This is a genomic window from Micromonospora sp. NBC_01699 (assembly GCF_036250065.1).
Taxonomy (GTDB): Bacteria; Actinomycetota; Actinomycetes; order Mycobacteriales; family Micromonosporaceae; genus Micromonospora_G.
In genome coordinates, this window is sequence record NZ_CP109199.1 from 7,423,916 (window position 1) to 7,450,421 (window position 26,506).

The 26,506-nt window shown below is 71.8% G+C and carries 24 protein-coding genes and 1 pseudogene; 10 read left to right on the forward strand and 15 right to left on the reverse strand.

The genetic code is table 11. From position 1 onward, the window contains the following. Window positions 1–85: 85 nt before the first annotated feature. Together OG792_RS30570 and OG792_RS30575 are read left to right on the forward strand one after the other, a co-directional pair. The gene (locus OG792_RS30570; RefSeq protein WP_329104727.1) at window positions 86–913 is read left to right on the forward strand and encodes a PaaX family transcriptional regulator; all 828 of its coding nucleotides are present in this window, start codon (window positions 86–88) and stop codon (window positions 911–913) included. Continuing rightward, the gene (locus OG792_RS30575; RefSeq protein ID WP_329104728.1) at window positions 910–1,701 is read left to right on the forward strand and encodes an enoyl-CoA hydratase-related protein; all 792 of its coding nucleotides are present in this window, start codon (window positions 910–912) and stop codon (window positions 1,699–1,701) included. The genes OG792_RS30570 and OG792_RS30575 overlap by 4 nt, the downstream gene beginning before the upstream one ends. A 115-nt stretch (window positions 1,702–1,816) precedes the next feature. Here the strand turns inward: OG792_RS30575 and OG792_RS30580 are convergent, their stop codons facing one another. The 5 genes from OG792_RS30580 to OG792_RS30600 form a co-directional block, all read right to left on the reverse strand. Continuing rightward, a complete protein-coding gene (locus tag OG792_RS30580; protein WP_329104730.1) occupies window positions 1,817–2,074 on the reverse strand; it encodes a hypothetical protein in 258 nt (85 codons plus the stop codon). 84 nt (window positions 2,075–2,158) lie between these two features. Continuing rightward, complete coding sequence (locus OG792_RS30585) at window positions 2,159–2,725, reverse strand: hypothetical protein (RefSeq protein ID WP_329104732.1); 567 nt, start codon at window positions 2,723–2,725, stop codon at window positions 2,159–2,161. A 31-nt stretch (window positions 2,726–2,756) separates the two neighbouring features. Then, complete coding sequence (locus OG792_RS30590; RefSeq protein ID WP_329104734.1) at window positions 2,757–3,374, reverse strand: DNA-3-methyladenine glycosylase I; 618 nt, start codon at window positions 3,372–3,374, stop codon at window positions 2,757–2,759. A gap of 56 nt (window positions 3,375–3,430) precedes the next feature. Then, window positions 3,431–3,925 (reverse strand): SRPBCC family protein, encoded by a 495-nt coding sequence (locus OG792_RS30595; RefSeq protein ID WP_329104736.1) that lies wholly within the window; start codon window positions 3,923–3,925, stop codon window positions 3,431–3,433. After that, window positions 3,922–4,632: a DivIVA domain-containing protein gene (locus OG792_RS30600; protein WP_329104739.1), complete on the reverse strand. Its 711-nt coding sequence runs from the start codon at window positions 4,630–4,632 to the stop codon at window positions 3,922–3,924. Before OG792_RS30600 ends, OG792_RS30595 begins: the two co-directional genes overlap by 4 nt. Window positions 4,633–4,759: 127 nt before the next feature. On the opposite strand from OG792_RS30600, the gene folP reads away from it, so the two are divergent. Next, window positions 4,760–5,629, forward strand: coding sequence for a dihydropteroate synthase (gene folP, locus OG792_RS30605; RefSeq protein WP_329104741.1), 870 nt, complete (start codon window positions 4,760–4,762; stop codon window positions 5,627–5,629). A 13-nt stretch (window positions 5,630–5,642) separates the two neighbouring features. On the opposite strand, the gene ndhC is transcribed toward folP, so the two are convergent. Both ndhC and OG792_RS30615 read right to left on the reverse strand, forming a co-directional pair. Next, a complete protein-coding gene (ndhC, locus tag OG792_RS30610) occupies window positions 5,643–6,023 on the reverse strand; it encodes an NADH-quinone oxidoreductase subunit A (RefSeq protein ID WP_329104743.1) in 381 nt (126 codons plus the stop codon). A 31-nt stretch (window positions 6,024–6,054) separates the two neighbouring features. Continuing rightward, a complete protein-coding gene (locus OG792_RS30615) occupies window positions 6,055–6,279 on the reverse strand; it encodes a helix-turn-helix domain-containing protein (protein WP_329104745.1) in 225 nt (74 codons plus the stop codon). A gap of 168 nt (window positions 6,280–6,447) precedes the next feature. On the opposite strand from OG792_RS30615, the gene OG792_RS30620 reads away from it, so the two are divergent. The 3 genes from OG792_RS30620 to OG792_RS30630 all read left to right on the forward strand — a co-directional run bounded on the left by OG792_RS30620 (window position 6,448) and on the right by OG792_RS30630 (window position 11,099). Further along, window positions 6,448–7,938, forward strand: a complete 1,491-nt coding sequence (locus OG792_RS30620) for a hypothetical protein (RefSeq protein ID WP_329104747.1) — start codon at window positions 6,448–6,450, stop codon at window positions 7,936–7,938. A 286-nt stretch (window positions 7,939–8,224) separates the two neighbouring features. Continuing rightward, window positions 8,225–10,072 carry a 2-oxoacid:acceptor oxidoreductase subunit alpha gene (locus OG792_RS30625; RefSeq protein WP_329104748.1) on the forward strand — a complete coding sequence of 616 codons (1,848 nt, stop codon included), beginning with the start codon at window positions 8,225–8,227 and terminating at the stop codon, window positions 10,070–10,072. Beyond that, window positions 10,065–11,099 (forward strand): 2-oxoacid:ferredoxin oxidoreductase subunit beta, encoded by a 1,035-nt coding sequence (locus tag OG792_RS30630; protein WP_329104750.1) that lies wholly within the window; start codon window positions 10,065–10,067, stop codon window positions 11,097–11,099. The genes OG792_RS30625 and OG792_RS30630 overlap by 8 nt, the downstream gene beginning before the upstream one ends. 78 nt (window positions 11,100–11,177) lie before the next feature. On the opposite strand, the gene OG792_RS30635 is transcribed toward OG792_RS30630, so the two are convergent. After that, window positions 11,178–12,188 carry a potassium channel family protein gene (locus OG792_RS30635; protein ID WP_329104752.1) on the reverse strand — a complete coding sequence of 337 codons (1,011 nt, stop codon included), beginning with the start codon at window positions 12,186–12,188 and terminating at the stop codon, window positions 11,178–11,180. A gap of 325 nt (window positions 12,189–12,513) precedes the next feature. On the opposite strand from OG792_RS30635, the gene OG792_RS30640 reads away from it, so the two are divergent. After that, a complete protein-coding gene (locus tag OG792_RS30640; RefSeq protein ID WP_329104754.1) occupies window positions 12,514–13,050 on the forward strand; it encodes a phospholipase in 537 nt (178 codons plus the stop codon). Window positions 13,051–13,101: 51 nt separating this feature from the next. On the opposite strand, the gene OG792_RS30645 is transcribed toward OG792_RS30640, so the two are convergent. Both OG792_RS30645 and OG792_RS30650 read right to left on the reverse strand, forming a co-directional pair. Next, window positions 13,102–15,963 carry an NB-ARC domain-containing protein gene (locus OG792_RS30645; protein WP_329104756.1) on the reverse strand — a complete coding sequence of 954 codons (2,862 nt, stop codon included), beginning with the start codon at window positions 15,961–15,963 and terminating at the stop codon, window positions 13,102–13,104. A 225-nt stretch (window positions 15,964–16,188) separates the two neighbouring features. Beyond that, a complete protein-coding gene (locus OG792_RS30650) occupies window positions 16,189–16,419 on the reverse strand; it encodes an FmdB family zinc ribbon protein (protein ID WP_329104758.1) in 231 nt (76 codons plus the stop codon). A gap of 78 nt (window positions 16,420–16,497) precedes the next feature. Between OG792_RS30650 and OG792_RS30655 the strand changes: the two genes are divergently transcribed. After that, the gene (locus OG792_RS30655) at window positions 16,498–17,913 is read left to right on the forward strand and encodes a lytic transglycosylase domain-containing protein (protein ID WP_329104760.1); all 1,416 of its coding nucleotides are present in this window, start codon (window positions 16,498–16,500) and stop codon (window positions 17,911–17,913) included. An 83-nt stretch (window positions 17,914–17,996) separates the two neighbouring features. Next, window positions 17,997–19,031, forward strand: a complete 1,035-nt coding sequence (locus OG792_RS30660; RefSeq protein WP_329111539.1) for a GNAT family N-acetyltransferase — start codon at window positions 17,997–17,999, stop codon at window positions 19,029–19,031. 24 nt (window positions 19,032–19,055) lie between these two features. On the opposite strand, the gene hemB is transcribed toward OG792_RS30660, so the two are convergent. The 5 genes and pseudogenes from hemB to OG792_RS30685 all read right to left on the reverse strand — a co-directional run. Next, a complete protein-coding gene (gene hemB, locus OG792_RS30665) occupies window positions 19,056–20,039 on the reverse strand; it encodes a porphobilinogen synthase (protein ID WP_329104761.1) in 984 nt (327 codons plus the stop codon). Between the two features lie 62 nt (window positions 20,040–20,101). Continuing rightward, entirely contained in the window at window positions 20,102–21,682 is a 1,581-nt protein-coding gene (locus OG792_RS30670; RefSeq protein WP_329104763.1) for a uroporphyrinogen-III synthase, read from the reverse strand. Further along, window positions 21,679–22,644, reverse strand: coding sequence for a hydroxymethylbilane synthase (hemC, locus tag OG792_RS30675; protein ID WP_329104765.1), 966 nt, complete (start codon window positions 22,642–22,644; stop codon window positions 21,679–21,681). The genes OG792_RS30670 and hemC overlap by 4 nt, the downstream gene beginning before the upstream one ends. After that, on the reverse strand, window positions 22,641–23,993 hold the full coding sequence (locus tag OG792_RS30680) for a glutamyl-tRNA reductase (RefSeq protein ID WP_329104767.1): 1,353 nt from the start codon (window positions 23,991–23,993) through the stop codon (window positions 22,641–22,643). The genes hemC and OG792_RS30680 overlap by 4 nt, the downstream gene beginning before the upstream one ends. A 68-nt stretch (window positions 23,994–24,061) precedes the next feature. Then, window positions 24,062–24,817: pseudogene (locus tag OG792_RS30685) on the reverse strand (redox-sensing transcriptional repressor Rex); the annotation flags it as partial. A gap of 368 nt (window positions 24,818–25,185) precedes the next feature. On the opposite strand from OG792_RS30685, the gene OG792_RS30690 reads away from it, so the two are divergent. Next, the gene (locus tag OG792_RS30690; RefSeq protein WP_329104769.1) at window positions 25,186–26,478 is read left to right on the forward strand and encodes a sensor histidine kinase; all 1,293 of its coding nucleotides are present in this window, start codon (window positions 25,186–25,188) and stop codon (window positions 26,476–26,478) included. Window positions 26,479–26,506: the final 28 nt, after the last annotated feature.

Here is a 26,506-nt window from a genome sequence, read left to right on the forward strand (position 1 = left end):
ATGAACACCGCCGGACCCAAACCGAACCAGCAACGCTGTAACAGCGTCTAGCATATCTTGCGAAGGGCTGTCACAATGTGCGGTCATGCAGGCACGGTCGGCACTCTTCGACCTCTACGGCGACTATCTGCGCGCCCGAGGTGGTCGTGCGCCGGTCGCCGCCTTGGTCAAGCTTCTCGCACCACTGGGCATCGCGCCACCGGCGGTACGGACCGCGGTCTCCCGCATGGTCCGCCAGGGCTGGCTCTACCCGACCAGGATGAGCAGTGGACCCGGCTACCTGCTGAGCCCGAAGGCAGCCCGCCGGTTGGACGAGGCCGGTGCCCGAATCTACCGTACCGGCAAGATCGGCTGGGATGGCCGGTTCGACCTGATCGTCCTGCAACCACCGCCGGCCCGCCGGGACCGCCAGCGGCTCGACACCAGCCTCGCCTTCCTCGGCTACGGCATGATCGACGAGCAGACCTGGGTCGCCACCCGCACCGGCGAGGAGGTGGACGGGATGCTCAACGAGGCAGGTGTGCGCTACGAGCGGTTCTCCGCCAGCCACACCGCCGGTACGCCGGGCGCGATGGGCCTGGTCCGCCGGGCCTGGGACCTCGACGAGATCGGCCGGGCGTACGAGGGGTTCATCGCCGAACAGCGCGCACTGGTCGGTGCCGTGACCGTACGCAGCAGTGACGAGGACGCGTACGCGGTCCGCTTTCGCCTGGTGCACGCCTGGCGTACCTTCCTCTTTCGGGATCCGCAGTTGCCGCCGGCACTGCTGCCGGAACGATGGCCCGGCACCAGTGCCGCCGCCTTCTTCGACCGGCACGCGGCCCGCCTGCGTCCCGCCGCCGACCGGTACGTCGAGCACTGCCTCGACGTCAGCAGCAAGGTTCCCCGACAGAAGGGTCCGGAGAAATCGTGACCGAGCCGTTGCTCATCGAGCGTGCCGACGCCGTCGTCACCCTGACCCTCAACCGTCCCGAGGCGATGAACTCGCTCGACGTCGCGCTCAAGGTCGCGTTGCGGGACGCGCTGGCCGAGCTGGAAACCGACCGCTCCTGCCGAGCGGTGGTGCTCGCCGGTGCCGGTCGGGCCTTCTGCGCCGGGCAGGACCTGCGCGAGCACGTCGAGACCCTGCGCACCCGCCGGGCCGACCCGCTGGGCACCGTACGGGCGCACTTCAACCCGATCGCGGCCCGGCTGGGCAACCTGCCCAAACCGGTGGTGGCCGCGGTGCGGGGCACGGCTGCGGGCGCCGGGGCGTCGCTGGCGTTCCTCGCCGACTTCCGGATCGGCGGCCCGTCGACGAAGTTCCTGATGGCGTTCGCCAAGGTCGGCCTGGCCGCCGACACCGGCGCCTCGTGGTCGCTGCCCCGCCTCGTCGGGCACGCCAAGGCGGTCGAGCTGCTGATGCTCGCCGAGCCCGTACCGGCCGCCGAGGCCGACCGGCTGGGCCTGCTCACCCAGCTCCTGGACGACGACGAGGACGTGGTGCCGGCCGCCCAGGCGCTGGCCGCCCGGCTCGCCGCCGGCCCGACCGTGGCGTACGGGGCGATCAAGCGGCAGCTGTCGGTCGGTGACGCCGGAACGCTGTCCGAGGCGCTGGCCGCCGAGGCCCAGGCGCAGGCGATCTGCGGCGCCACCGAGGACCACCGGGTCGCCACCGTCGCCTTCGTCGACAAGCAGCCGGCGGTCTTCGTCGGCCACTGAGCCGGGCTACGCGGTCTTCGTCGGCCACTGAACCGGGCTACGCAGCGGTCTTCCTCGGCCACTGATCCGGTGCTACCGGTCTTCCGGGGCTACCCGGAAGACCGGTAGCACCCGGCTAGCGGCGACCCCAGGGCAGCTCGGTGTGCTGGAACCACCAGCCGTCCTGCGCGTCGTTCGGCTTGTCGTGGTAAGCGCACCGGCCCACGAACACGGGGATCTCCCGGTAGATCTCGCGGTAGCGTTCGCACTCGGCCTCGTCGTAGTACGGCCCGCTCGGGTACCAGGTCGCGGCGGACGCGGGTCCGGCCGCCGACGAGGCGAGAATCAGTCCGGAGAAGCAGGTGGCCACTGCCACGGCGACACGGTTGCGCACGACGTCTCCCAGCCTCGACATAGGGGTACCCCATTATCGGCACACGTCGATCGATGCAACAGCCCCTCGCGGCAAGACGGGGCCCTAGTCGTCGTCCTCTTCCGGGTCCTGGTTCGCCTCGGCGCCGAGCACGAACGCCTGCATGGCCAGTTCGTCACCGGCCGGCGAGACATACGTAGGCAGCTCCCGTGGCCCGAGGTCGCGCACGTAGGACCAGAAGAGTCCGACCGCCTCGGCCGGCGACCCGGCCTCGATCGGCAGGTCCAGGCTGACCAGCCAGGTGCTCCGGTCGGGCGCGGGACCGACCCGGTCGGCCAGCGCCCGGTAGGTGGCCGGGTCGACCGGGGTCAGGGGTCCGTCGAGGGCGAGCTGGTCGACCTCGGCCGGCGCGTCGAACACCCGCCGGGTGTACGTCACCACCAGCGCTTCGGGCCCGTCACCGTCGGGATCCCGGTCCTGCTCGATCCCGTACGGGGTGACCCGGCCCAGCGCCACCAGAAGCGGGCTGCCGCCCTCGCGCAGCACCAGCACCGGGTCGCCGTTGGCCGGCCGATGCCGCCCCGGCAGTCCGGTGAACTCCAGCGTGTCGTGGTGGAAGAGTCGTTCCGCCTCGTACCGCTCGTCGCTGATGACCACTGCCCAGGCGCTCATGCCCGCGCCTCGTTCCGCTGACCCATGGCTCCTATCCCATCACGGCCGCCACCGGCGGCTCGGAACGACCGGTGCGGTACGCCCCCGCGGCGTGGCAGCCGACGAGGTGGTCGTCGACCATCCCGGTCGCCTGCATCAGCGCGTACGCGGTGGTCGGGCCGACGAACCGGAAGCCCCGCTGCTTGAGCGCCTTGGCCAGGGCCGTCGACTCGGGCGTACGCGCCGGCACCTGGGCGAAGGAGCGCGGTTGCTCCCGTTGTCCGGTCCGGGCGAAGCTCCAGAGCAGGGCGGAGAGCCCGTCGGGCAGTTCGAGCGCGGCGCGGGCGTTGTTGACGGCAGCCTCGATCTTGCTACGGTTACGGACAATTCCGGCATTCCCCAGCAGTCGCTCGACGTCCGACTCGTCGTACCCGGCGACCGTTTCCAGGTGGAAGTCGTCGAAGGCGACCCGGAAGGCCGCCCGCTTGCGCAGGATGGTCAGCCAGGACAGGCCCGACTGGAACGCCTCCAGGGTGAGCCGCTCGAAGAGGGCGTCGTCGCCGCGCAGCGGCCGTCCCCACTCCTCGTCGTGGTAAATCGCATAGTCCGGCGTGCTCGCGCCCCAGCCGCAGCGGGCCAGCCCGTCCGCGCCGATCACCAGATCCGTCACGGTCACTACCGTAGGTCAGCCAACCGGCCGACGCTAACCCGCCGGCACGGCCGTGATCAGGGCAACTGCCCGCTCTCGACCAGCCGGGCGAACCGCTTCAGCGCCTGGCCGAGGCTGATCTTCGAACCGGGCCAGAGCAACGGCCAGGCCCACCGGCCGACCGTGCCACCGGGCAGGTGGAACCACTCGTGCCAGACCACCTGGGTCCGCTCCCGGTCCATCGGCGTGCAGCGCAGTACGCCCGGACCGCGCAGCAGCCGTCCACAGTGCAGCACCCTCAGCTCGTACGGGGCGTCCACCCGCATGACCCGCATCTCGTCCCGCAGCACCGCCGGGCCGACCGTGGTCACCGCCTCGACCAGGCTGCCCTCGCCGCCGTCACCCTGCACCACCCGGACCCGGGTGAACGGGATCCAGTCGCCCTGCCGTTCCCACGCCGTGAAGGCGGCGAACACCGTCGCGGCCGGCGCCCGCACGATCACCGTCGCGGTGACCTCACCGGCGCCCGGCGCCACGGCGCCGTCGAGCCCATCCGGACCGGTCCCGGTCACCCGCGCTCCGACCGGAGTGCCGTACCGGCGCTCTCCGCCCGCACGTCCTGCGTCGCCTGGTCCGGCACGGATCCGGTGCCGGCCGGATCGGCGTCCGCCACGACGGCGTCGGCCGGCGCCGCGGCGCGGTCCGTGTCGGCACGGTCGGTCGATGCCGGGGCGGCGGAGTCGGCGCCGACCGGGGTCGTCGAGTCGGCGTCGACCGGGGCAGTGGTGTCAGCGTTGACCGGGGCGGTGGCGGTGTCGGCGTCGACCGGGGCGGTGGTGGCGGCGACGGTCGCCTGCTCGGCCTCGGGCCGGCGGACCGGCGAGCCGGTCGGCGCGGCCTCGGCCCCGTCGGCGACCGGTGCGAGCGCCGCCACCCGGGCCCGACGCAGCGCGTCGGCGTCCGCACCCCGACCCTCGCGCAACGCCGCCACCTCCGCCTCCAGCACGCCGATCAGTTCGTCCTTGTAGCCGATGTCGTAGGCCGCCCGCTGGAACGCCCGGTCGACCTGACTCATCCGGTACCCGCGTAGCGCGGTGTCGAACCGCACCTCGCCGACATCGGACTCCGCCAATGGCCGGCTGGCCGGCAGCGGCACCGCCCGGCCGTCCGGCTCGGCCGGCGCGAGACCGGGATCGCTGCCGGTCAGCAGCACGGTCACGCCGAAGACGACCGCCGCGGCGGTCACCGCCACAACCAGGAGGAGCAGAAACTGACCCATAGAAGAATCGTGTCACGCCCACCCCCGTCGGGCGACCCCGCCACCCCGCCCGACTCCCGTCGCACCGCCGTCGCCGGCGGCCGGTTAGCGTCGGGGTCATCGGTGTCGGCTTCGAGGGAGGTTCCGGATGGGCCGGACGTTACGGCTGGGTACGCAGACCTTCGGCCCCGGCGACCTGGCCGTGATGGCGATCGTGAACCGTACGCCGGATTCGTTCTTCGATCGCGGCGCGACGTTCGCCGCGGACGCCGCCCTGCGTGCGGCGGAACGGGCGCTCGCCGAGGGAGCGCAGATCATCGACATCGGCGGGGTCAAGGCCGGCCCCGGCGCGGAGGTCGGGGTGGTCGAGGAGATCCGCCGTACGGTGGCCACCATCGCCGCCGTCCGGGCCGCCTTCCCCGATGTGGTGATCTCGATCGACACCTGGCGGGCCGAGGTGGCCGTCGAGGCGGTGGCCGCCGGGGCGGACCTGCTCAACGACACCTGGTCCGGCGCCGACCCGGCACTCGCGCAGGTCGCCGCCGACACCGGTACGGGTCTGGTCTGCTCGCACGCCGGCGGGCTGAGCCCGCGTACCCGGCCGCACCGGGCGGCCTTCGACGACGTGGTCGCCGACGTCGTGTCGACGGTCACCGGACTCGCCGAACGCGCGGTCGCCCTCGGCGTACGCCCGGACGGGATTCTGATCGACCCCGCGCACGATTTCGGCAAGAACACCCGGCACTCGTTGGAGATCACCCGTCGGCTCGGCGAGCTGACCTCGACCGGCTGGCCGGTGCTGGTGGCGCTGTCGAACAAGGACTTCGTCGGCGAGACGCTGGACGTGCCGGTCGACGAGCGGCTGGAGGGCACGCTCGCGGCGACCACGGTCTCGGCCTGGTTGGGCGCGCGGGTGTTCCGGGCACACCAGGTACGCCAGACCCGGCGGGCGCTGGACATGGTCGCCTCGATCCGGGGCGACCGCCCGCCCGCGCTCTCCCGGCGCGGCCTGGCCTGAGCCGCCGGGCGGATCAGTCGGACCAGCGCAGGATGTTCTTGCGCCAGGCGTAGAGGATGCCGAGCGCGAGCACGGCGACGAAGATCGCCATCTCGACGACGGTGACCAGGCCGAAGCCGGGCCGGTCGAAGACGACCGCCCAGGGGAAGAGGAAGACCGCCTCCACCGCGAAGAGCACGTACAGGTAGGCGTAGACGTAGTAGCGGATCTGCACCTGCGCCCAGCCGCTGCCGACCGGGTCGACCCCGCTCTCGTAGCTGGTCCGCTTGCCCGGCGGGTCGGCCGGGTGGGCCGGCCGGAGCAGCCGGTTCGCCGAGAACGCGCCGACGAAGACCAGCACGCTGGCGAGCAACAGGAGCCCGAGCGTCGCGTACGACCCGAGGTAGCCGCTCATGCGCGGGAGCCTACCCGTACCGGGGGGCCGGTCAGGGCTGACCGGCGCGCAGCAGCCGGCGGCGGGTGCCGTACCTGCGGCGGACCTCGGTGGTGGTGACGCCGAGCGCGAGCGCGATCTGGGGCCAGTTCAGGCCGGCGTTGCGGGCCCGCCGGACCTGGATCGCCTCGGCCTTCTCCGCGCTGCGGCGCAACTCTCCGGCGGCTCGCAGTGCCCGCCGGGGGTCGTCGTCGGATTCCTGTGCGACCAGTGACATGACGGCGCCTCCTCATCCCTATCGTCAACATACGTTGACGCATCCGGATCGTCAACACATGCTGACGGCGGCACCCGCTCGTTACGGATTTGTTCCGTGTGGAGACGCCGTACCCGGCCCGGCGGCGCCGAATAATGGGGCTGACCGAGCAGCACCACGGAGGACCGGATGGCAGGCGTCGAGTTCGAACCACGTACTCGCACACCTCGGCACACCCTCCGGCGGGGCGGTGGCCGCGGCCGTACCGGGAACCGGGCACGAACGAGCGCCACCCTGGCCGTCGCGGCGCTCGTCGCGCTCACCACCGTGGGGTTCGCCGCGCTCCTGGCCGTCGACGGGGGCCGGCCCGCCGCCGCGACCGTCCGGGCCGTGCCCGAGCCGGAACAGCCGAGCGGCGGGGGGACCGCCCCGGCGGAACCGGAACCGAGCCAACCACCGGAAACCGGGCAACCGACCACGCCACCGGCCGCCGAGCCACCGACCGACGCTCCGCCGACCGATGCTCCGCCGACGGGCGGGCCGACCGATCCGCCCCCGCCGGTCGACCCGCCGCCGACCGGCGACCCCGACCCCGTACCGTCCTCCTCCCCGCGGCCGCCCGGCACCCTGCCCAGGCCGCCGTCGCGGCCGGGACCACCCCGGCTCGGGGTCACGGTCGGCACCGGCGACATCACCCTCACCGACGCCTACTGGGGCGCCCGGAACACCACGGCCGAACTGCGGGTGACCGTGACGAACACCGGCGACGTGCCGCAGCTCGTCCGGCTGCGGTACGCGCTGCCCAGCGGCGTCACCGACGCCGGCACCGAAGGCTGTTCGGCGACCGGGAACGGGACGTACCAGTGCGGCGCCTGGACCGCCGCGGCCGGCGCCCGGTTCAGCGCCCGGATCCGGGTCCTGGTCGCCGCCGACGCCTGGCAGCGGATGCCCCTCGACGGTTCGGTGCAGGTCAGCGCCACCGACCCGGCTCGACCGGGGGTGGCCGCGGTGACCGACGACGAGGGCTTCGCGGTGCTCTTCCCGGCCGGCCCGCCGTCGGCCGGAGTGACGCTCGGCGCCGACGAGGTCGCCTTCGACGTGACCGGGACGCCGACCACGCTGGTGGTCCGGCTCGGCAACACCGGTACGGCCGACGCGGCGGGCACCGTCGATGTGGTCCTGCCGGCCGGCGTCACCGTGCCGACCCCACCGAGCGGCTGCCGCCCGACCGTGCCGTCAGCCGCCGTCCCGGCCCCGACCGATCCCGACCCGTCCGGCGCCGGCCCGACCGGTACGTCCCGGGTCGCCTGCGACCTCGGCCGGGTCCGGGCGGGTCAGACCGCCACCGTACGGCTACCGGTCGCCGCGACGCCGGACGCCCAGCGGATGGCTCCGCTGTCCGGGGCCGCCATCGGCACCCTCGTCCCGGCACACGGCCGGACCGACCGGATCCAGATGAGCTTCCGGATCAGCGCGGTCGCCGCCGGCGGCACCGTCGGTACGGCCGGTGCGACGCCGGTCGGTTCCCAGGGGGTACTGGTGGTGCGACCGGTCTCCCGTCCGGACGACGGGCTGACCGGCGTGCAGCGGACCGCCATCGGGCTGATCGTGGTCTCCGGCCTGCTGGTGGTGGTGGCACTGACGTTCGCCGCCGTGACGCTGCGCCGGCACACGCACTGACCGGGGCGGACCCGCGATCGTGCGGACTTCGGGAGCGGCCGCGCAATCGGCGGTATCGGCGCCCGGCCTCGGGCGATGATGGATCGGGAACCGGACCGAACCTTCAGTGATCTGGGTTACGTCGATAAAGTTTGACCAGGCAAATACCGGTAAATCCGCTTTCTTGACCTTCCCATCGGACGGACCTGGGGGAAGGTTTACCTAAGGGTCCGACGTAGGCTCTCGGAGACAGGGCGGGGACAGACCGACAAGGCGTCCGAACCGCCGGCCGGCGACAGGAGGTCACGTGACCAAGCAGGTCCGTCAACTGGATCGGGTGGTGATCCGGTTCGCCGGCGACTCCGGCGACGGGATGCAGCTCACCGGCGACCGCTTCACCTCGGAAACCGCGCAGCTCGGCAACGACATCTCGACGCTGCCGAACTTCCCCGCCGAGATCCGGGCACCCGCCGGCACCCTGCCCGGCGTGTCCAGCTTCCAGGTGCACTTCGCCGACTACGACATCCTCACCCCGGGTGACGCGCCGAACGTCCTGGTCGCGATGAACCCGGCGGCGCTCAAGGCCAACCTGGCCGACCTGCCCCGCGGCGCGGACATCATCGTCAACACCGACGAGTTCACGAAGCGCAACCTGGCCAAGGTCGGCTACACGGTCAGCCCGCTCGAAGACGGCTCACTCGACAGCTACGCGCTGCACCCGGTCGCGCTGACCTCGATGACCGTCGGGGCGCTGACCGAGCTGAACGTGGCCAAGAAGGACGCCGAGCGGGCCAAGAACATGTTCGCCCTCGGCCTGCTCTCCTGGATGTACTCCCGGCCGTACGCGTCCACCATCCGGTTCCTCGAACGCAAGTTCGCCAAGCGCCCCGAGCTGATCGCCGCCAACACCGCCGCCTTCAAGGCCGGCTGGAACTTCGGCGAGACCACCGAGGACTTCGGCGTCCGGTACGAGGTCAAGCCGGCCAAGATGAACCCCGGCACCTACCGCAACATCACCGGGAACGCGGCCCTGTCGCTCGGTCTGGTGGCCGCCGGTGTCCGGGCGAAGCTGCCGGTCTTCCTCGGCGCATACCCGATCACCCCGGCCTCGGACATCCTGCACGAGCTGAGCAAGCACAAGCGGTTCGGCGTGACGACCATGCAGGCCGAGGACGAGATCGCGGCGATCGGCGCGGCACTCGGCGCGTCGTACGGCGGGGCGCTCGGCGTGACCACCACCAGCGGCCCCGGCGTCGCCCTCAAGGGCGAGACCATCTCGCTCGCGGTGGCGCTGGAACTGCCGCTGGTCATCGTGGACGTGCAGCGGGCCGGCCCGTCGACCGGCCTGCCGACCAAGACCGAGCAGGCCGACCTGAACATGGCGCTGTACGGCCGGCACGGCGAGGCGCCGGTCGCGGTGATCGCCCCGAGGTCCCCGTCGGACTGCTTCCACGCCGCGATCGAGGCGGCCCGGATCGCGCTGACGTACCGCACGCCGGTGATCCTGCTCTCGGACAACTACGTCGCCAACGGCTCCGAGCCGTGGCTGCTGCCCGAGGTCGACTCCCTGCCCGACCTGCGGGTCGAGTTCGCCACCAAGCCCAACGGCGAGGACGGCACCACGTTCCTGCCCTACCTGCGCGACCCGGTGACCCTGGCCCGGCCGTGGGCGGTCCCCGGCACGCCCGGCCTGGAGCACCGGATCGGCGGGCTGGAGAAGGCCGACAAGACCGGCGACATCTCGTACGACCCGGCGAACCACGACTTCATGGTCCGTACCCGGGCGGCCAGGATCGAGGCCATCCCGGTGCCCGACCTGGAGGTCGAGGACCCGGACGGCGACGCACGGGTGCTCGTGCTCGGCTGGGGTTCCACCTACGGGCCGATCGGCGCGGCCTGCCGGGCGCTGCGGCAGCACGGGCTCTCGGTGGCCCAGGCGCACCTGCGCCACCTGTCGCCGATGCCGGCCAACCTCGGCGAGGTGCTGCGGGCGTACGACCGGGTGGTCATTCCGGAGATGAATCTCGGCCAGCTCGCGCACGTGATCCGGGCCCGCTTCCTGGTCGACGCGATCAGCTACAACCAGGTCCGGGGGCTGCCCTTCACCGCCGCCGAGCTGGAGTCCATGCTGGAAGAGGTAGTGAAGAATGCCTGAGCCCCTCGCTCTCAAGCTCACCACCAAGGACTTCAAGTCCGACCAGGAGGTGCGCTGGTGCCCCGGTTGCGGTGACTACGCGATCCTGGCCGCGGTCCAGTCGTTCATGCCCGAGTTGCAGATCCCGCGTGAGCGGACCGTCTTCGTCTCCGGCATCGGCTGCTCGTCCCGCTTCCCGTACTACATGAACACGTACGGGATGCACTCGATCCACGGGCGGGCCCCGGCGATCGCGACCGGCCTGTCGGTGTCCCGGCCGGACCTGTCGGTCTGGGTGGTCACCGGTGACGGCGACGCCCTCTCCATCGGCGGCAACCACCTGATCCACGCGCTGCGCCGCAACGTCAACCTGAAGATCCTGCTGTTCAACAACCGGATCTACGGCCTGACCAAGGGGCAGTACTCGCCGACCTCGGAGGTCGGCAAGATCACCAAGTCGACCCCGGTCGGCTCGGCGGACTCGCCGTTCAACCCGCTGTCGCTGGCGCTCGGCGCGGAGGCGACCTTCGTCGCCCGCACCATCGACTCCGACCGCAAGCACCTCCAGTCGGTGCTCCGGGCCGCCGCCGAGCACCAGGGCTCGGCGTTCGTCGAGATCTACCAGAACTGCAACATCTTCAACGACGGCGCGTTCGAGCAGCTCAAGGAGCCGGGTACGCGCGACGACTACCTGATCCGGCTGGAGCACGGCCAGCCGATCACGTTCGGCGCGCAGGGGCAGTTCTGCGTCGTACAGGCGCCGGGCGGCTTCGGCCTGGAAGTACGCGACACCGCCTCGGTCCGCCCCGAGGACATCGTGGTGCACGACACCGGGGTGACCGAGCCGGCGTACGCGTTCGCGCTCTCCCGGCTGCCCGGCTTCGACCTGCGCAACACGCCGATCGGGGTGCTTCGCAAGGTGTCCCGGCCGTCCTACGACAGCATCGTGCAGGAGCAGGTCGCCACCGCCGTCGCCGGCAACACCGACACCCCGGAGCAGCAGCTCGCCGGCCTGCTCAACAGCGGCGACACCTGGACCATCAGCTAGCTCGCACCACCGGCACGTGCAGCAGGGCCCCGTGGTCGTCCACGGGGCCCTGCTCGCGTCGTACGGGGGCCGGAGCGGTCAGACCTGCGTGGTGGACGGACGGTCGTCGCGTACGAAGACCAGCATGTCGCCGGTTTCGATCCGCACCCCGGCCGGTTCCACCACCGAGACCACCTTGCCGCGCCGGATCAGCGCGATGACGAGCGCCTCGACCTCGCGGGGTGAGGTGCCGACCTCGCGCCGCTCGGCCGACCGCATGGCCAGCGCCATGCCCTGACCGGGGGTCAGCAGGTCCTCGACCACGTCGATCAGCGGCGGGGCGGAGGTGGACAGGCCGAGCAGCCGGCCGGCGGTGGCGGACGAGACGATCACGTGGTGCGCGCCGCTCTGCTTCAGCAGGGGCGCGTTCTCGGCCTCGCGTACGGCCGCGATGATCCGCACCTGGCCGGCGGTGAGCTGCCGTACGGTGAGCGCGACCAGCACCGACGCGTCGTCGCTGTCGGTGGCGATGATCACCGCCTTGGCGTTCTTGACGTGTGCCTCGTTGAGCACCGAGGACCGGGTGGCCGAGCCCTCGATGGCGACCAGTCCGGCGGCGGTGGCCTGCCGTACGGCGGTCGCGCTGCGCTCCACCACGACGATCTTCGACTTGTCGTATTCGGTCTCCAGCAGGGCGCTGATGGCGCTGCGGCCCTTGGTGCCGTAACCGCAGATGATGACGTGGTCTTTCACAGTTTTCCTCCACCGCGTCATGCGGAGGTTGGTGCGGTACTGCTCGGTCAGGACTTCCAGCGTGGTGCCGACCAGGATGATCAGGAACAGCACCCGGGCCGGGGTGATGATCAGGACGTTCACCAACCGGGCGGAGGGTGAGATGGGGGTGATGTCGCCGTACCCGGTGGTCGAGAGGGTCACCACCGCGTAGTAGGCGGAGTCGAGCAGGGTGAGGTTGTCCTCGTTGACGTCCCGGTAGCCGTCCCGGTCTATGTAGACCACGAAGACGATGATCAGCACCAGGCCGATGGCGGCGAGAAGTCGCAGGCTGAGGGCGCGCAACGGGCCCTGCCGGACGGCGGGGAAATGGATCACCGCGGGTCCGGTCCGGTCGCCACACTCTGCTGCACGCCCACAACATAGCGGGTACCCGCGACCGGAAACGCACGGGCGGCCGACACCCGGCATCGAGCGGCAGCGCCGCCGGCCGCCACGCCGTCACCGGTGGTTTCGACCCGGTGACGCCGGCCCGATGACATGCGTCTGTTTCGACGCATGTCGACAAATATTCATGCTAGATCGAGATCGACGTCCAACGATTCATCGAGACTGGGCAGACCCCGGTAACCCGCCGGTAACAAAACCCCATCCCCCCGGGTGCCCCCACCACGGGCATCGTTTCCTCCGGAGGTATCCCCCCATGCCCCGTCGGTTGACCACAATGCTCGCCGCCGCAGCGTTCGCCCTGCTCGGCATACTCGGCGTTGCCTCGCCCGCAGCCGCGGTGACGCCCGCCCAGAAGCTCTCCGTCCTGACCGGTTGGACCCAGACCAGCGCCGCCAGCTACAACAACTGGAACGCCGCCCGGAACAACAAGGCTCCCTGGGCCGACTACAACTTCGACTGGTCCACCGACTACTGCTCGTCGAGCCCGGACAACCCCCTCGGGTTCAACTTCGAGCTCTCCTGCTACCGGCACGACTTCGGCTACCGCAACTTCAAGGCGATCGGCCAGTTCCCGGCCAACAAGTCCCGGTTGGACAGCGCCTTCTACGAGGACCTCAAGCGCTCCTGCGCCACCTACAACTCGATCGTACGTCCGGCCTGCACCAGCCTGGCCTGGATCTACTACGAGGCGGTGAGCGTCTTCGGCAAGGTGGCCGTCAGCCAGGCCGACCTGGACCGCGTGGCCAAGATGAAGTCCGACGCCGAGCGGAGCGCCGGCCTCGTCCACTGAGCCGGTTCCACCCGCCGAGCCGGGCTCGCCCGTCGAGCCCGGCTCGTCCGGTCAGGAACCGGGACGCTCACGGCGGTCGAGGGCCTCGCCCAGCGGATCGGAACGGACCGGGGCGCGCCCGGCCCTCGACCGCTGGGCCGCCTGCTCCACCCCGGAGAAACGGATCGATCCGGCGGCCAGGTCGGGATGGTCGACCGCGAGCGCCACCGCGGCCGCCTCCTCCAACGTCAACTCGGCCCCCTCCGCGTAGGCCGCGTCGAACGCCCCGTCACCGAGTACGCCCCGCAGGCCGGCCTGCTCCTCCAGCCAGTACTGACCGAACATGCCGGCCGTGCTGCGCATCGCCGACCGGGTCGCCTGGGCCGCGCCGAACAGGCGGGCGGCGGTGACCGGGTCACCGCCCCAGGCGCAGCGCACCGCGATCGCGTTGATCGTGTCGCAGGCGCGTCCGTGGAATCCGTGCCCCATCCGGGAACGAAGCGCCACCACCAGGTGGTCGTGCGCGGCGACCAGGTCGCCTCGGGACAGCGCCACCATGCCGAGCAGCATGTCGACCGAGCGCCGGGCCCGCTCGGTCGGGCGGGCCGCCTCCACCGGGCGGGCCGCCCCGAGCAGCTCGGCCGCCTCGTCCAGCGCGCACCGGCGCCAGAGCAGTTCGGCCAGGCTGTAGACGGCGAACAGCGCGTCGCCGGAGACGTCGTTCTGGTGCGCCCAGGCGATCACCTCCCGGCAGACCCGCTCGGCCTCGGCGAGCTGCCCCATGTCGATCAGCGGTGCGGCCCGTCCGGCCAGCACCCGCGCCTGTAGACCGGCGTCACCGGCCTGCCGGGCGGCCGACTCGGCCCGCTGCGAGAAGCGCAGTTCCTCGGCGAACTCGCCGTCCGCCCCGGCGTGCAGCGAGTGCATGTGGTACGCCGCAGCCAGCTCCGCCTCGGGGATCCGCTCACCGGTTTCGGCGATCCGACCGTAGAGCCGGAACAGCCACAGCCGCCCCTCCCGGGCCAGTCCGCGTTCGCGCCACCACTGGTCGAGGCCGCCGGCCAGTTGCAGGCCCTGGCGGGCGCTGCCACCGGTGGCCGTCCACCGCAGCGCGGCGCGCATCTCGTCGGCGAGCGGGTCGAGCGCGTACAGCGACAGGGTGACCGGGCGGTCGTCCGGCCCCAGGTACGCCCGTTGCAGGGCATGCAGTGACCAGGCCACGTGCCGGTCCCGGGCGCCCTGCTCCTCGCCGGCGTCGACCAGGCGGCGGGCGGCATAGGCACGGATCGGGTCGAGCATCCGGTAGGTGCTGCCGGACACGTTCGGCTCGACCTGGATCATGGACTTGTCGGCGAGCACCGAGAGCGGGTCGAGCGGGTCGTCGTCAAGCAGCCACTCCACGGTGGCCAGGTCGACCGGGCCGGAGAAGACCGCGAGCCAGCGCAGCAGCCGCGCGGCGCGGGGCCCGAGCGTACGGTACGACCAGGTCACGGTCGCCTGCATGGTGACGTGTCGCTGGGTCGCCGACCGTTGGGCGGCGCGGGTGGCGGCGGCCGGGGCCACGCCCAGCGCGGCGGCGGCCAGGTCGACGGTGTCGTGCTGGTTGGCGATCCACCTGGGTGCCGGTTCGGGCTGTTCCGGCTCGTCCCGCCCGGCGTCCAGCGCGCCGAGCACGTCGTCCAGCCGCCCGGCGAGCTGGCTCGCGGAGAGGATCCGCAGCCGGGCGGCGGCCAGCTCGATGGCGAGCGGAAGGCCGTCCAACCGGGCCACCACCCGTTCCAGGTCGGCCGACTCGGCGGGGCTGGAACGCCGGCCTCCACGGGCGGCCACCGTGCGGTCGAGCAGCAGCGCTATCGCGTCGCTCGGACCGCCGCCGGGGCCCGGCTCGACGGATAGCGGCGGGATCCGCCACACCACCTCGCCCGGCAGGCCGAGCGATTCCCGGCTGGTCGCCAGCACCCGCACGCCGCTGCCGCCGGTGAGCAGCCGGGCGATGACCTCGGCGCAGGCCGCCGGCTGGGCGTCACAGGTGTCCAGCAGGACCAGCATCCGCCGCGACGCGGCGTACTCGACCAGGGTCTCCGACATCGGTCGGCCGGGCTCGGGTCGCAGCCCGAGCACCGCGGCGATGGCGAAGGCGACCAGGCCCGGATCCGTCACCGCCGCGATGTCGACGAACCAGACCCCGTCCGGGTACGTCTCCACGTCGGCACCGACCACCTCGACCGCGAGCCGGGTCTTGCCCGCGCCACCGGCCCCGACCACGGTGACCAGACGTTGCTCGTTGACCAGGCGGTGCAGGTCGGCTCGTTCCGCCCGGCGCCCGACGAACGAGGTGACCTGGGTCGGCAGGTTGTGCGGTACGGCATCCGCGGTACGCGGCCGGGGGAACTGGCGCTCCAGCCCGGGGGCGACCAGTTGGAAGAGGCGTTCCCGGTCGTCGAAGCCGCGCAGCCGGTGCAGTCCCAGGTCGAGCAGCGATGCTCCGGGCGGCAGTGGTGCCGCGTGCCGGGCGGTCGCGCCGGAGCAGAGCACCTGTCCGCCGTGCGCCGCGGCGGCGATCCGGGCGGCGCGGTGCACCTCGGGGCTGGCGTACTCGCCCGCGAGCGGCTCGGCGTGGCCGGTGTGCAGCCCCATCCTGACCCGTGGGGTGGCCTCGGGCGTGGGCCACTCGTGGCTGGCCAGTGCACGTTGTGCGGTCAGGCAGGCGTCCAGTGCGGCGGCCGCGTCGGCGAACGCGATGAAGAACGAGTCGCCCTCGGTGAAGAGTTCCGTGCCGTCGCTCGCGGCCAGGGTGGAGCGGAGCAGTCGTCGGTGCTCACTGAGCACCGGGCGATAGCCCGAACCGAGCATCTGGGCCAACCTGGTCGAGCCCTCGATGTCGGTGAACATGAAAGTCACCAGCCCACTCGGCAGGTGGATCCGTACCGACATGCGTGGAACCTCCGCCCCCTGGAAGTCGCGTTTATGCTGCCGTATTTCGACGTCACAGCGCATCGTAGGAACGGACGGGGCGAGGCCGACCCAAGGTGCCAACTCACTACGTGACCATGGAAGAACGACTAAACGTCAACTACTGAACAATTTAGACGTTCGGTGCACATCGGGCATTATGCACAGTTGCCACAAGTGCGGAGCGAGTGGGCGGCAGGACACCACTCAGCAGCAGCCACCGCCACCGCAACAACCGCCACCGCCGCCGGCCGGGCCGGCCGGTGCCGGGCCACCCATCGCCGAACCACCGCGACCGGTCACCGACACGGCGGAGAGCAGCTTCACCGTGTCGTCGTGGCCCTGCGGGCAGGCCGCAGGCGCGGACGCCTCGGCCATCGGTCGATTCATCTCGAAGGTGTCACCGCAGGCGCGGCAGCGGAACTCATACCGGGGCATGGCAACAGCGTACGACCGCCCCTGACGATTTTCCCCGGGGTGGGTAATACTCGACGCGTGGCGGACGGGGAAGAGCGCGTGACCGACGGCGCGGACAGCTCGGCGGTTCGACCGCTGCGGCGGGCCGTACCCCTGCTCGACGGTCCGCTCGCGAGTTCGGGAGCGGCACCGGAACCGGTGCGCGCGAGGCCCGTGGACCCGGCTCCGGCCGACGCCATCGGGGCCGACGCGACGCCGACGACCCCCGAGCCCGACCGTCCGGGGCTGGCCGTCAGCACGGCGGTCACCCCCGAGCCGACCGACGCCGCACCCGCCGAAGCGAAGCCAGCCGACGCCGTAACGGCCAACGTCGGGCTGTCCGACGCCGTACCGGGCGACGCCAAGCGAGCCGATGCCGTACCGGGCGACGAGGGGCGGGCCGGCGCCGGTTCGGGCGATCCGGAGGCCACCGAGGCCGGGGCGGCGACCGGGGACCCGGAGACGAAGACCGACGGCGCGACGGGGGACACGACCACGCCGGGCCCGGACGGCGCCACCACCGGCGACGCCACCCCGGCGGGGGCGGCCACCCGTGGCCGGCGGACCCGGGTGCCGTTCGCGCACGCCCTGCGGCGGTTCCCGCCAGCCCGCCAGATCCCCGCCGCGACCACCCGCGCGGTCCGGTCCTGGTCCAGGGGCGGCAGCGGGCGGTTGGTCCTGCCCGCGATGCTCATCCTGGCGCTGATCGCGGCGGCCGGGCTGGCCGGCGGGGTGCTGATCCCGGCCACGTCGCACGTGCCGCCGTCCCGTGCCGGCAACGCCGGTGGCCCCAACCCCGACCTCACCGCACCACCCACCGGGCCGGACGGCTCGGTCGTCCCCTCCGACGGCGCCGGGCCGCTGCCCACCGGCGGTCTGCCGGGCGCACTGCCGGCAACCGCCCGGCCGGCGGACGTCCTCACCGGTTGGGCCCAGCAGACCTCGGCGCGGACCGGGGTGGCGCCGCTGGCGATGGAGGCGTACGGCTACGCCGAGCTGGTACTCGCGCAGACCAGACCGGCCTGCAAGCTGAGCTGGACCACATTGGCCGCGATCGGGTACGTCGAGTCGCGACACGGCACCGCGAACGGCGCCCAGCTCGACGCGAAGGGAGCGTCCACTCCGAAGATCATCGGCGAACCCCTGGACGGCCAGGGGAACCGAATGCGGATCATGGACACCGACCGTGGCGCGCTCGACGGCGACGTCACCTACGACCGGGCGGTCGGTCCGATGCAGTTCATCCCCACCACCTGGCAGGAAAGTGGCGTCGACGCGGACAACGACGGGGTGAAAAACCCCCAGGACCTCGATGACGCAGCCCTCGCGGCCGGTAACTATCTGTGCAAGGGCACCCGGAACCTCTCCGTGATCGAAGACTGGTGGAACGCCATCCTCTCCTACAACAACCTGCATGTTTACGCTCAGGACGTGTTCAACAAGGCCAACGAGTACGGTGCCAACAGCCGGGCGTAGTCTAGACGTAGCGTAATGGTCCACGTACATTGAAGAATTGGCCACTTTCGCCAGACTGCGGTTAGCGGCAAGCTGTACAGGTGATGGTGCGCGAGTGGGATCCCCGGACCGCGTCGTCCGCCGAGATCGAGTCGTTGCTGGACACTGTCAACGCGGCGTTCGCGGCGGACCTTCCGGCCGATCCTCAGTGGCGGAACAACTCACTTCGGGAGTATCTGGCCGAGGTGATGCCGGGTGAACGGCGGATTTCCTGGATCGCCCAGGAGGAACCGGCGGCCGACGGCACGGCCGGTCGGATCATGGGCCACATTCATGTCCTGCTGCTCGGTGACATCGGCGTGATCGACGTGCTCGTCCACCCCGCCGCGCGACGCCGGGGGCTGGGACGGGAGCTGCTGGCCAAGGCGGCCCGACGGACGTACCAGGAGGGTTTCTCCTCGATCGGGGTGGAGGTCATCGGCGACACCCCGGCGATCCACTTCTTCGAGGCGCTCGGCTTCGCCCGGGAGTACGTCGAGACCCGCAGCGTGCTGCCCCTGTCCACGGTGGACTGGGTCACGCTGGAGGAGATGGCCCAGGGCATCAGCTCCGGCTACCGGCTGGAGTTCTATCCCGGTGGTCCGCCGGACGAGATGCTCGCCGCGTACGCGCGGGCCAAGGCCGAGATCCGCGACATCGACGACGGTGACCTGGACCTGCGGCCCAGCTCCTACGACCCGCAGCGGCTGCGGGACAGCCTGAGCTGCCTGCACCGGCGGGGCATGAAGCCGTACATCGTGCTCGCCGTGCACGAGCGCACCGGCGAGGTCGCCGGGCTGACCGAGGTGGTGGTGCCGGCCCAGCACCCGACCCGGGCCGACCAGTACGACACGATCATCGTGCAGGACCACCGCGGTTACGGCATCGACCGGGCGATCAAGGCGCGGATGCTGTTCGAGTTGCGTACGGCCGAGCCGGACCTGGCCGAGGTGCAGACCTGGAACGCCCAGGCCAACGAGCCGATGCTCAAGGTCAACGCCGAGCTGGGTTTCCGGGCCGAGCGGGACTGGTGCGAGTACGGCGTGAATGTCGCCGAACTGGTGCACCGGCTGGACGCCACCGGAACCGGTACGCCGTAGCGCCGGACCCGGCCACCGTGCCGCTCAGTAGCTCTCGCGCAGCATCTTGGCCGCCTCGACGGCCCAGTAGCTGAGGATGATCTGCGCCCCGGCCCGACGGATCGAGGTGAGGCTCTCCATGATCGCCCGGTCCCGGTCCACCCAGCCGTTCGCCGCGGCGGCCTCGACCATCGCGTACTCGCCGGAGACCTGGTAGGCGGCGACCGGCACGTCCACCGAGTCGCGGATCGCGGCCAGCACGTCGAGGTAGGGCAGCGCCGGCTTCACCATCACCAGGTCGGCGCCCTCGGCGATGTCGAGCTGGACCTCACGCAGCGACTCCCGCAGGTTCGCCGGGTCCTGCTGGTAGCTCTTCCGGTCGCCCTCAAGCGCCGACTCGACCGCGTCCCGGAACGGGCCGTAGAACGCCGAGGCGTATTTCACCGCGTACGCCAGGATCGAGGTGTCCCGGTAACCGGCCGCGTCCAGCGCCCGACGGACCACGCCGACCTGGCCGTCCATCATCCCGGACGGCCCCACCATGTGGACGCCGGCGGCGGCCTGGGCCACCGCCATCTCGGCGTACGCGGCCAGCGTCGCGTCGTTGTCGACGCTGCCGTCCGGGGCGAGCAGCCCGCAGTGCCCGTGCGAGGTGAACTCGTCCAGGCACAGGTCGCTCATCAGCACGGTGCTGTCGCCCAGCTCGGCGTGCAGGTCCCGCAGCGCCACGTTGAGGATGCCGTCCGGGTCGACCCCGCCGGAGCCCCGCTCGTCCCTGGTCGCCGGCACCCCGAAGAGCATGATGCCGCCGACCCCGGCCTGGACCGCCTCGACCGCCGCCTTGCGCAGCGAGTCGCGGGAGTGTTGCAGCACCCCCGGCAGGGTGGCGATCGGTCGGGGCTCGGCCAGCCCCTCCTTGACGAACATCGGCAGCACCAGCTCGGCCGGGGCCAGCCGGGTCTCGGTCACCAGACGACGGATCGCCGGGGTGCGCCGCAACCGTCGCGGTCGGATGTCGGGGTACGACATGAGCCCTCCTGTACCACCGGTCGGCGCGACCCGACTGGTCGCACCGACCTTTCCTCGGTCGGTCAGCGGAACCGCAGCGCGGTCGGCCCCTGCACCTTCGAGCCACGGCGCTGCTTCGCCGGCATCGCCATCAGCTTCTCGCGCAGTTCGACGGCGTACGAGGCGAGTGCCTCGACGAGATCGGGCACCGAGGCGTTGGTCGGCTGGGCGTCCACCCGCAGACCAAACTCGGTTGCCGTCTCGGCCGTCTTCGGCCCGATCACCGCTACCACCGTACGAGTGTGCGGCTTGCCCGCGATACCCACTAGATTGCGCACTGTCGATGAGGACGTGAACAGGACCGCGTCGAACCCGCCGGACTTGATCGCGTCCCGGATCTCGGCCGGCGGCGGGGCCGCCCGGACGGTCCGGTAGGCGGTCACGTCGTCGACCTCCCAGCCCCGCTCGGTCAGCCCGGCGGCGAGGGTCTCGGTGGCGATGTCGGCGCGCGGCAGCAGCACCCGGCCGACCGGGTCGAGGATCTCGTCGTGCGGGGAGAACTCGGCCAGCAGCCCTTCCGAGGACTGGTCCCCGGCCGGCACCAGCTCGGGCTGGATACCGAAGGCACGGACCGCGTCGGCGGTGGCCTCACCGATACAGGCGATCTTGACGCCACCGAAGTGGCGGGCGTCCAGGCCGTGCTCGGCGAACTTCTCCCAAACCGCGCGTACGGCGTTGACCGAGGTGAAGATCACCCAGGCGTACCTGCCGTCGACCAGGCCCTTGACCGCCCGCTCCATCTGGGCCGGGGTACGGGGCGGCTCGACCGCGATCGTCGGCACCTCGCACGGGATCGCCCCGTACGCGCGCAGCCGGGCGCTCATCACGCCGGCCTGCTCCTTGGTGCGTGGGACGAGCACCTTCCAGCCGTACAGCGGGCGGTTCTCCCACCAGCTCAGCTTGTCCCGCTGGCTGACGCCCGCACCCAGGGTGAGTACGACGCGGCCGGTGAAACCGAGCGCGGCGGCGACGAAGCTGTCCACGGTCGAGGTGGTGGTGTACTGCGTCTCGCCGGTGCCGTCGCCGGTCACCCCGACCGGGGTGGCCCCGTCGACGCCGACCGCGAGCAGGCCGTCGCGGACCGCGGCGAGATCACCGGCGTCCACGGCGAGCGCGAGCGAACCGCGGTTGACCGCGGCGGCGAGCGCCTCGAAGTCCAGCGCGGTGACGTCGTCCACGTCGGCGGCGGTGCGTACGCCCGGCAGCGGGACCCCGGCGTAGCTGGCCACGCCCTCGGCCTGGCCGATGCCCGGTACCACCTCGAAGTGCACCGCGGTACGGACGACCGCCTGTACCTCCTTGACCACCGAGTCGTGGCCGAACGGGTCACCGGCGACCAGGTGCACCGCCGACAGCCCGGACCGGGCCGCGGAGATCAGTACCTTGGCGACGTCGCCGGGGGCGCCCTCGGCCGGGCTGAACTGGGCGTCCTCCTTGGCCTCGGCGCGCAGGACATCGAGCAACGACTCGGGGACACCCCGGTCGAAGATGACCTGGTCCGCCTCGACCAGCGCGTCGTGCGCCCGGCGGGTCAGCAGGCCAGGGTCGCCGGGGCCGGCCCCGACGAACGCGATGTGGCCTGCGGGCTTACGGGTGCGGATCATGGCTGTGCTCCAAAATGCTGGGTCCTCGCGCCGGGGTGCGAAGGCGTACCGAGGATCGAGTCGGCGCCGCGGTCGAGGAGTTCGGCGGCGAGTGCCTTACCGATCTCCCCGGCGTCGGCGGGCGTACCGGTGCGGGACAGCCGGAGGTCATGGACCCCATCCGGACTGATCACCGCCCCGCGCAGGTAGATCTCATCGCCGTCGTCGCCCTCGGCGAGTTCCGCGAATGCGGCGACCGGTGCGCTACAGCCGGCCTCCAGGGTGGCCAGCAACGCCCGTTCCGCGGTGATCGCGGCCCGGGTCGGTGCGTGGTCGAGCAGGGCGAGCAGCTCGATCAGATCCGGCTCGTCGGCCCGGCACTCGACCGCGAGGGCACCCTGGGCGGGCGCGGGCAACATCAGCATCGGATCGAGCGTCTCGGTGATCTCGGCGGTGCGGCCGAGCCGGGCCAGTCCGGCCCGGGCGAGCACCACCGCGTCAAGGTCCGCGTTCGGACCGAGTACCCGCTGGACGCGGGTGTCGACGTTGCCGCGGATCGGGACGACCTCGAACTGCAACCCGAGTGCGTGCAGTTGGGCGATCCGGCGCAGCGCGCCGGTGCCGATGGTCGAGCCGGGGGCCAGTTCGGCCAGGGTGCGACCGTCCCGGGCGACGAGCGCGTCGCGCGGGTCCTCGCGCTCGGGCACGGCCGCGATGTGCAGGCCGTCCGCGGGTGCGGTGGGCAGGTCCTTGTACGAGTGCACGGCGAAGTCGATCTCGTGGGCGAGCAGCGCGTCACGCAGCGCCGAGACGAACACCCCGACGCCGAGCCGCTGCACCGGTGCGGAGGACCGGTCGCCGGCGGTGACCACCTCGACCAGTTCGACCTCTCGGCCGGTGGCGGCCCGGACGGCGTCGGCGACCATGCCGGACTGGGCCATGGCCAGGGCGCTGCCCCTGGTTCCCAGGCGCAGGGCGGTCATCGGTCACCTCCCGGAGCGGGCAGCGACAGCCGGGGGGCGATCTCGGGCACGGTGTCGACCTGTGCGGTGTTCGGTACTTCCAGGTCGAAGAGTTCACGCAGCAGGGCGGTGTACTGGTCGCCGCCGGGTTCGGCGGCGAGCTGGCGGACCCGTACGGTCGGCTGGTGCAGCAGCCGCTGGACCACCCGGTGCACGGTGTGTGCGACGTCGGCCCGCTGGTCGTCGGTGAGGTCGGGCCGGCGCTGGGCGAGCCGGCGCAGTTCGGCGGTGACCACCTCGTCGGCGCGGGCGCGCAGGGCGGCCACGGTCGGCACCACGTCGGCGCCGCGCAGCCAGGTGAGGAAGGCCGCCACCTCGCTGGTGACGATGTCGGCGACCGCGGCGGCGTCGGTGGCGACCGGTCCGTCGGCGAGGTCGGCCGCGAGCCGGTCGATGTCGACCACGAGTACGCCGGGCAGCTCGGCGACGGCCGCGTCGACGTCCCGGGGTACGGCGAGGTCGAGCAGGACCAGCGGCGTGGCGGCGGACCCGTTCGCGACTCGTCGGGCCAGGGCGGCGGCCACCGTGTCGCGGGTGAGCACCGGCTCGATCGCCGCGGTGGCGGTGACTACGATGTCCACAGTGGACAGGGCTACGGTAAGATCATCGAAGGGGACGGCGGTGGCGCCGTACGCCTCGGCCAGCCGCGACGCCCGGTCGGCGCCCCGGTTGGTGACCGCTATCGAGCCGAGCCCGAGCCGGGTCAGCGTCGCTACGGCGAGCGCACCCATCGCACCCGCGCCGATCACCAGTGCCGGCCGGCCGGACAGGGATCCGCCGAGCCGGTTGGCGGCGATCTCCAGCCCGGCGCTGACCACGCTCTGGCCCGCCTGGTCGATGCCGGTCTCGGAATGGGCCCGCTTGCCGACCCGGAGCGCCTGCTGCATCAACTCGTGCAGTTGCCGGCCGGTCGCGTCGGCCTCGGTCGCCACGTGGTAGGCGTCCCGGAGCTGGCCCAGGATCTGCGCCTCGCCGACGACCATCGAGTCCAGCCCGGTGGCCACCCGGAACACGTGCTCGACCGCGGCCTCGTCGTAGTGCACGTAGAGGTGGTTGGCGAGGTCGGCGGGCGAGCAGCCGGCCTCGGTGGCGAGCACCGTGCAGATGTCGCCGAGACCGCCGTGGAAGCCGGACACCGCGGCGTATATCTCGACCCGGTTGCAGGTCGAGACCACCACGGCCTCACCGACGTAGGGCTGGGCGAGCAGGCGATCGAGGATCCGGGGCAGGTCGGCCGTGGAGACCGACAGCCGCTCCAGGGTGGCGACCGGGGCGGTGCGGTAGGACGCGCCGACGACGAGCAGGTTCACGAGCCGACCACCTCCGTACGGTTCGAGCGGGGACGACCCGGCGGGGCGGGTTCCTTGGCCCCGGTGCCGGTGCCGCTGGCGTCCTCGGTACCGGTGGCGGCGAGGTTCGGATCGACCTCGGCCCGCCCACCGGGCAGTGCGGTCAACGATGCCTTGCGGTGTTCGTGGAAGGAGAGGATCTGCAACTCGATCGCGAGGTCGACCTTGCGCACGTCCACTCCCTCCGGCACCCCGAGCACGCAGGGCGCGAAGTTGAGGATGCTGGTCACGCCGGCGGCCACCAGCAGGTCGGCGACCCGTTGTGCGGCGGAGGCGGGGGTGGCGATCACACCGATCGCGATCGCCTCCTCGGCCGCGGTCACCGGCAGGTCGTCGATGTGCCGGACGGTCAGCCCGTTGATCTCCTCGCCCACCCGCGCGGCGTCGGCGTCGAACAGGGCGGCGATCCGGAAACCACGGCTGGCGAAGCCCGCGTAGCCGGCCAGAGCGTGACCGAGATTACCCACGCCGACCAGTGCGACCGCGCGGCGCTGGGTGAGGCCGAGGACGTACTCGATCTGGTCGATCAGGAGGGCGACGTCGTAACCGACCCCCCGGGTGCCGTACGAGCCGAGGTGTGAGAGATCCTTGCGCAGCTTGGCCGAATTGACCCCGGCCGCGGCGGCCAGCCCCTCACTGGAGACCGTGTCGTCGCCGGCCTCGGCGAGGTTGTGCAGGGCACGCAGGTATTCGGGTAGCCGGGCGACCGTCGCCTCAGGAAGATCCGGAAGCGCCGGAACGGCACCGGCGCGCCCGGACGCGCCTGCGGGGCGGTGCTGACTCATGTGACTCCGTGCGGTGCGATCCTCGACCAACCGGAGTGGCGGGCCGTTAGAGGGCTCCCGCTTGCGACCGCTGTGACCGGCTGTGCTAGCAGGGCTCGTCGGAGTAACAGAGTAGGCGCTTGTGAAGACGTGCACAAATCGCGATCTTGAAGCCCCGCGACACGGCTTCACCAGGAACTCCATTCACAAGATCGGCTTGAGGGCGGGACGGTTCCGCCATGTCGATTATTGCTCAATTCCGACTATTCTCGCCAACTCGACAGGCTAACGTGGGTACGCGAGGACCGGAGCAGGTGAGGCCAGCCCTACCGGAAATAGGCAGGCCGACGGGATATGGACCGGTCGTCCGGTTGCCTAGCGTGGAGGGCATGACCACCGTCACCGCCAACGCCGAACCGGCCCCGTCGACGATTCTGCGCCAACTCGGCGTCGATTCGGCGTACGTGCTGCTCGGGTTCCCACTCGCGCTGGCCAGCTTCATCGTATTGATCATCGGCTTGGCGCTGGGCATCGGCCTGATGGTGACCGTGATCGGACTGCCGATCCTCGCCGGCACGCTCTACGCCGCCCGAGGCTGGGCCGACATCGAGCGGCGACGCATTCCCGCCGTACTGCACCAGCCCCGGATCCGGCCCCGGTACCGCACCGCCGAGCCCGAGGCGAACGCCTGGCGGCGGATCTTCGTACCGATCACCGACGGCCAGTCCTGGCTCGACCTGGCCCACGGCTGCGGCAAGCTGGTGGTGGCCCTGTCCACCTTCATCGTCACCGTCGTCTGGTGGGCCGCCGCCATCGGCGGGTCGCTCTACTGGGCGTACGACTGGACCCTGCCGCGCAGCGACGGGGACGAGGAGCTGAACGTGCTGCTCGGACTCGGCGACTCGGCCGGCGCCCGGATCGGCCTGAACAGCGCCTTCGGCATCTTCTTCCTGATCACCCTGCCGATCGTCGTACGCGGCTGCGCACTGCTCCAGGCCAGCTTCGGCCGGGCCCTGCTCACCGGGGTCGCCGAGATGCGCAACCGGATCACCGTGCTGGAGGAACAGAAGCGAGCGGCGGTCTCCGCCGAGGCCAGCGCGCTGCGCCGGCTCGAACGTGACATCCACGACGGCCCCCAGCAGCGCCTGGTCCGGCTCGCCATGGACATCAGCCGGGCCCAACATCAACTCGGCACCGACCCGGACGCCGCCCGGCGCACCCTCGACGAGGCGCTGGCCCAGACCCGGGACACCCTCGCCGAGCTGCGGGCCCTCTCCCGGGGCATCGCGCCACCGATCCTGGTCGACCGGGGCCTGCCCAGCGCCCTCGCCGCGCTCGCCGGCCGGGGGCTGATCCCGATCGACCTCACCGTCGACCCCCAACTCGGTACGCCCACCGGCCGGCTCGACCCGGCGGTCGAGAACGCCGCCTACTTCGTGGTGGCCGAAGCCCTGACCAACGTCGCCAAGCACAGCCGGGCCACCGAGTGCTGGCTCACCGTCACCCGCGCCGACCGGCAGTTGCACATCGCCGTCATCGACGACGGAGAGGGCGGAGCCCACCTCTCCAAGGGGCACGGCCTGGCCGGCATCGCCGACCGCGTACGCGCCACCGGCGGCACCCTGACCGTGATCAGCCCGACCGGCGGCCCGACCGAGGTCCGCGCCGAGCTTCCGTGCTGACCGAAACCACCACCCCGAACAGAGCCGG

Coding starts and splice junctions, on each gene's coding strand:
- folP (WP_329104741.1), top strand. CDS start 4,760: ATGGGCCGGACGTTACGGCTGGGTACGCAGACCTTCGGCCCCGGCGAC.
- OG792_RS30630 (WP_329104750.1), top strand. CDS start 10,065: ATGCCTGAGCCCCTCGCTCTCAAGCTCACCACCAAGGACTTCAAGTCC.
- OG792_RS30585 (WP_329104732.1), bottom strand. CDS start 2,725: ATGAGCGCCTGGGCAGTGGTCATCAGCGACGAGCGGTACGAGGCGGAA.
- OG792_RS30650 (WP_329104758.1), bottom strand. CDS start 16,419: ATGCCCCGGTATGAGTTCCGCTGCCGCGCCTGCGGTGACACCTTCGAG.
- OG792_RS30690 (WP_329104769.1), top strand. CDS start 25,186: ATGACCACCGTCACCGCCAACGCCGAACCGGCCCCGTCGACGATTCTG.
- hemB (WP_329104761.1), bottom strand. CDS start 20,039: ATGTCGTACCCCGACATCCGACCGCGACGGTTGCGGCGCACCCCGGCG.
- OG792_RS30640 (WP_329104754.1), top strand. CDS start 12,514: ATGCCCCGTCGGTTGACCACAATGCTCGCCGCCGCAGCGTTCGCCCTG.
- hemC (WP_329104765.1), bottom strand. CDS start 22,644: ATGACCGCCCTGCGCCTGGGAACCAGGGGCAGCGCCCTGGCCATGGCC.
- OG792_RS30570 (WP_329104727.1), top strand. CDS start 86: ATGCAGGCACGGTCGGCACTCTTCGACCTCTACGGCGACTATCTGCGC.
- OG792_RS30600 (WP_329104739.1), bottom strand. CDS start 4,632: ATGGGTCAGTTTCTGCTCCTCCTGGTTGTGGCGGTGACCGCCGCGGCG.
- OG792_RS30620 (WP_329104747.1), top strand. CDS start 6,448: ATGGCAGGCGTCGAGTTCGAACCACGTACTCGCACACCTCGGCACACC.
- OG792_RS30615 (WP_329104745.1), bottom strand. CDS start 6,279: ATGTCACTGGTCGCACAGGAATCCGACGACGACCCCCGGCGGGCACTG.
- ndhC (WP_329104743.1), bottom strand. CDS start 6,023: ATGAGCGGCTACCTCGGGTCGTACGCGACGCTCGGGCTCCTGTTGCTC.
- OG792_RS30660 (WP_329111539.1), top strand. CDS start 17,997: ATGGTGCGCGAGTGGGATCCCCGGACCGCGTCGTCCGCCGAGATCGAG.
- OG792_RS30645 (WP_329104756.1), bottom strand. CDS start 15,963: ATGTCGGTACGGATCCACCTGCCGAGTGGGCTGGTGACTTTCATGTTC.
- OG792_RS30670 (WP_329104763.1), bottom strand. CDS start 21,682: ATGATCCGCACCCGTAAGCCCGCAGGCCACATCGCGTTCGTCGGGGCC.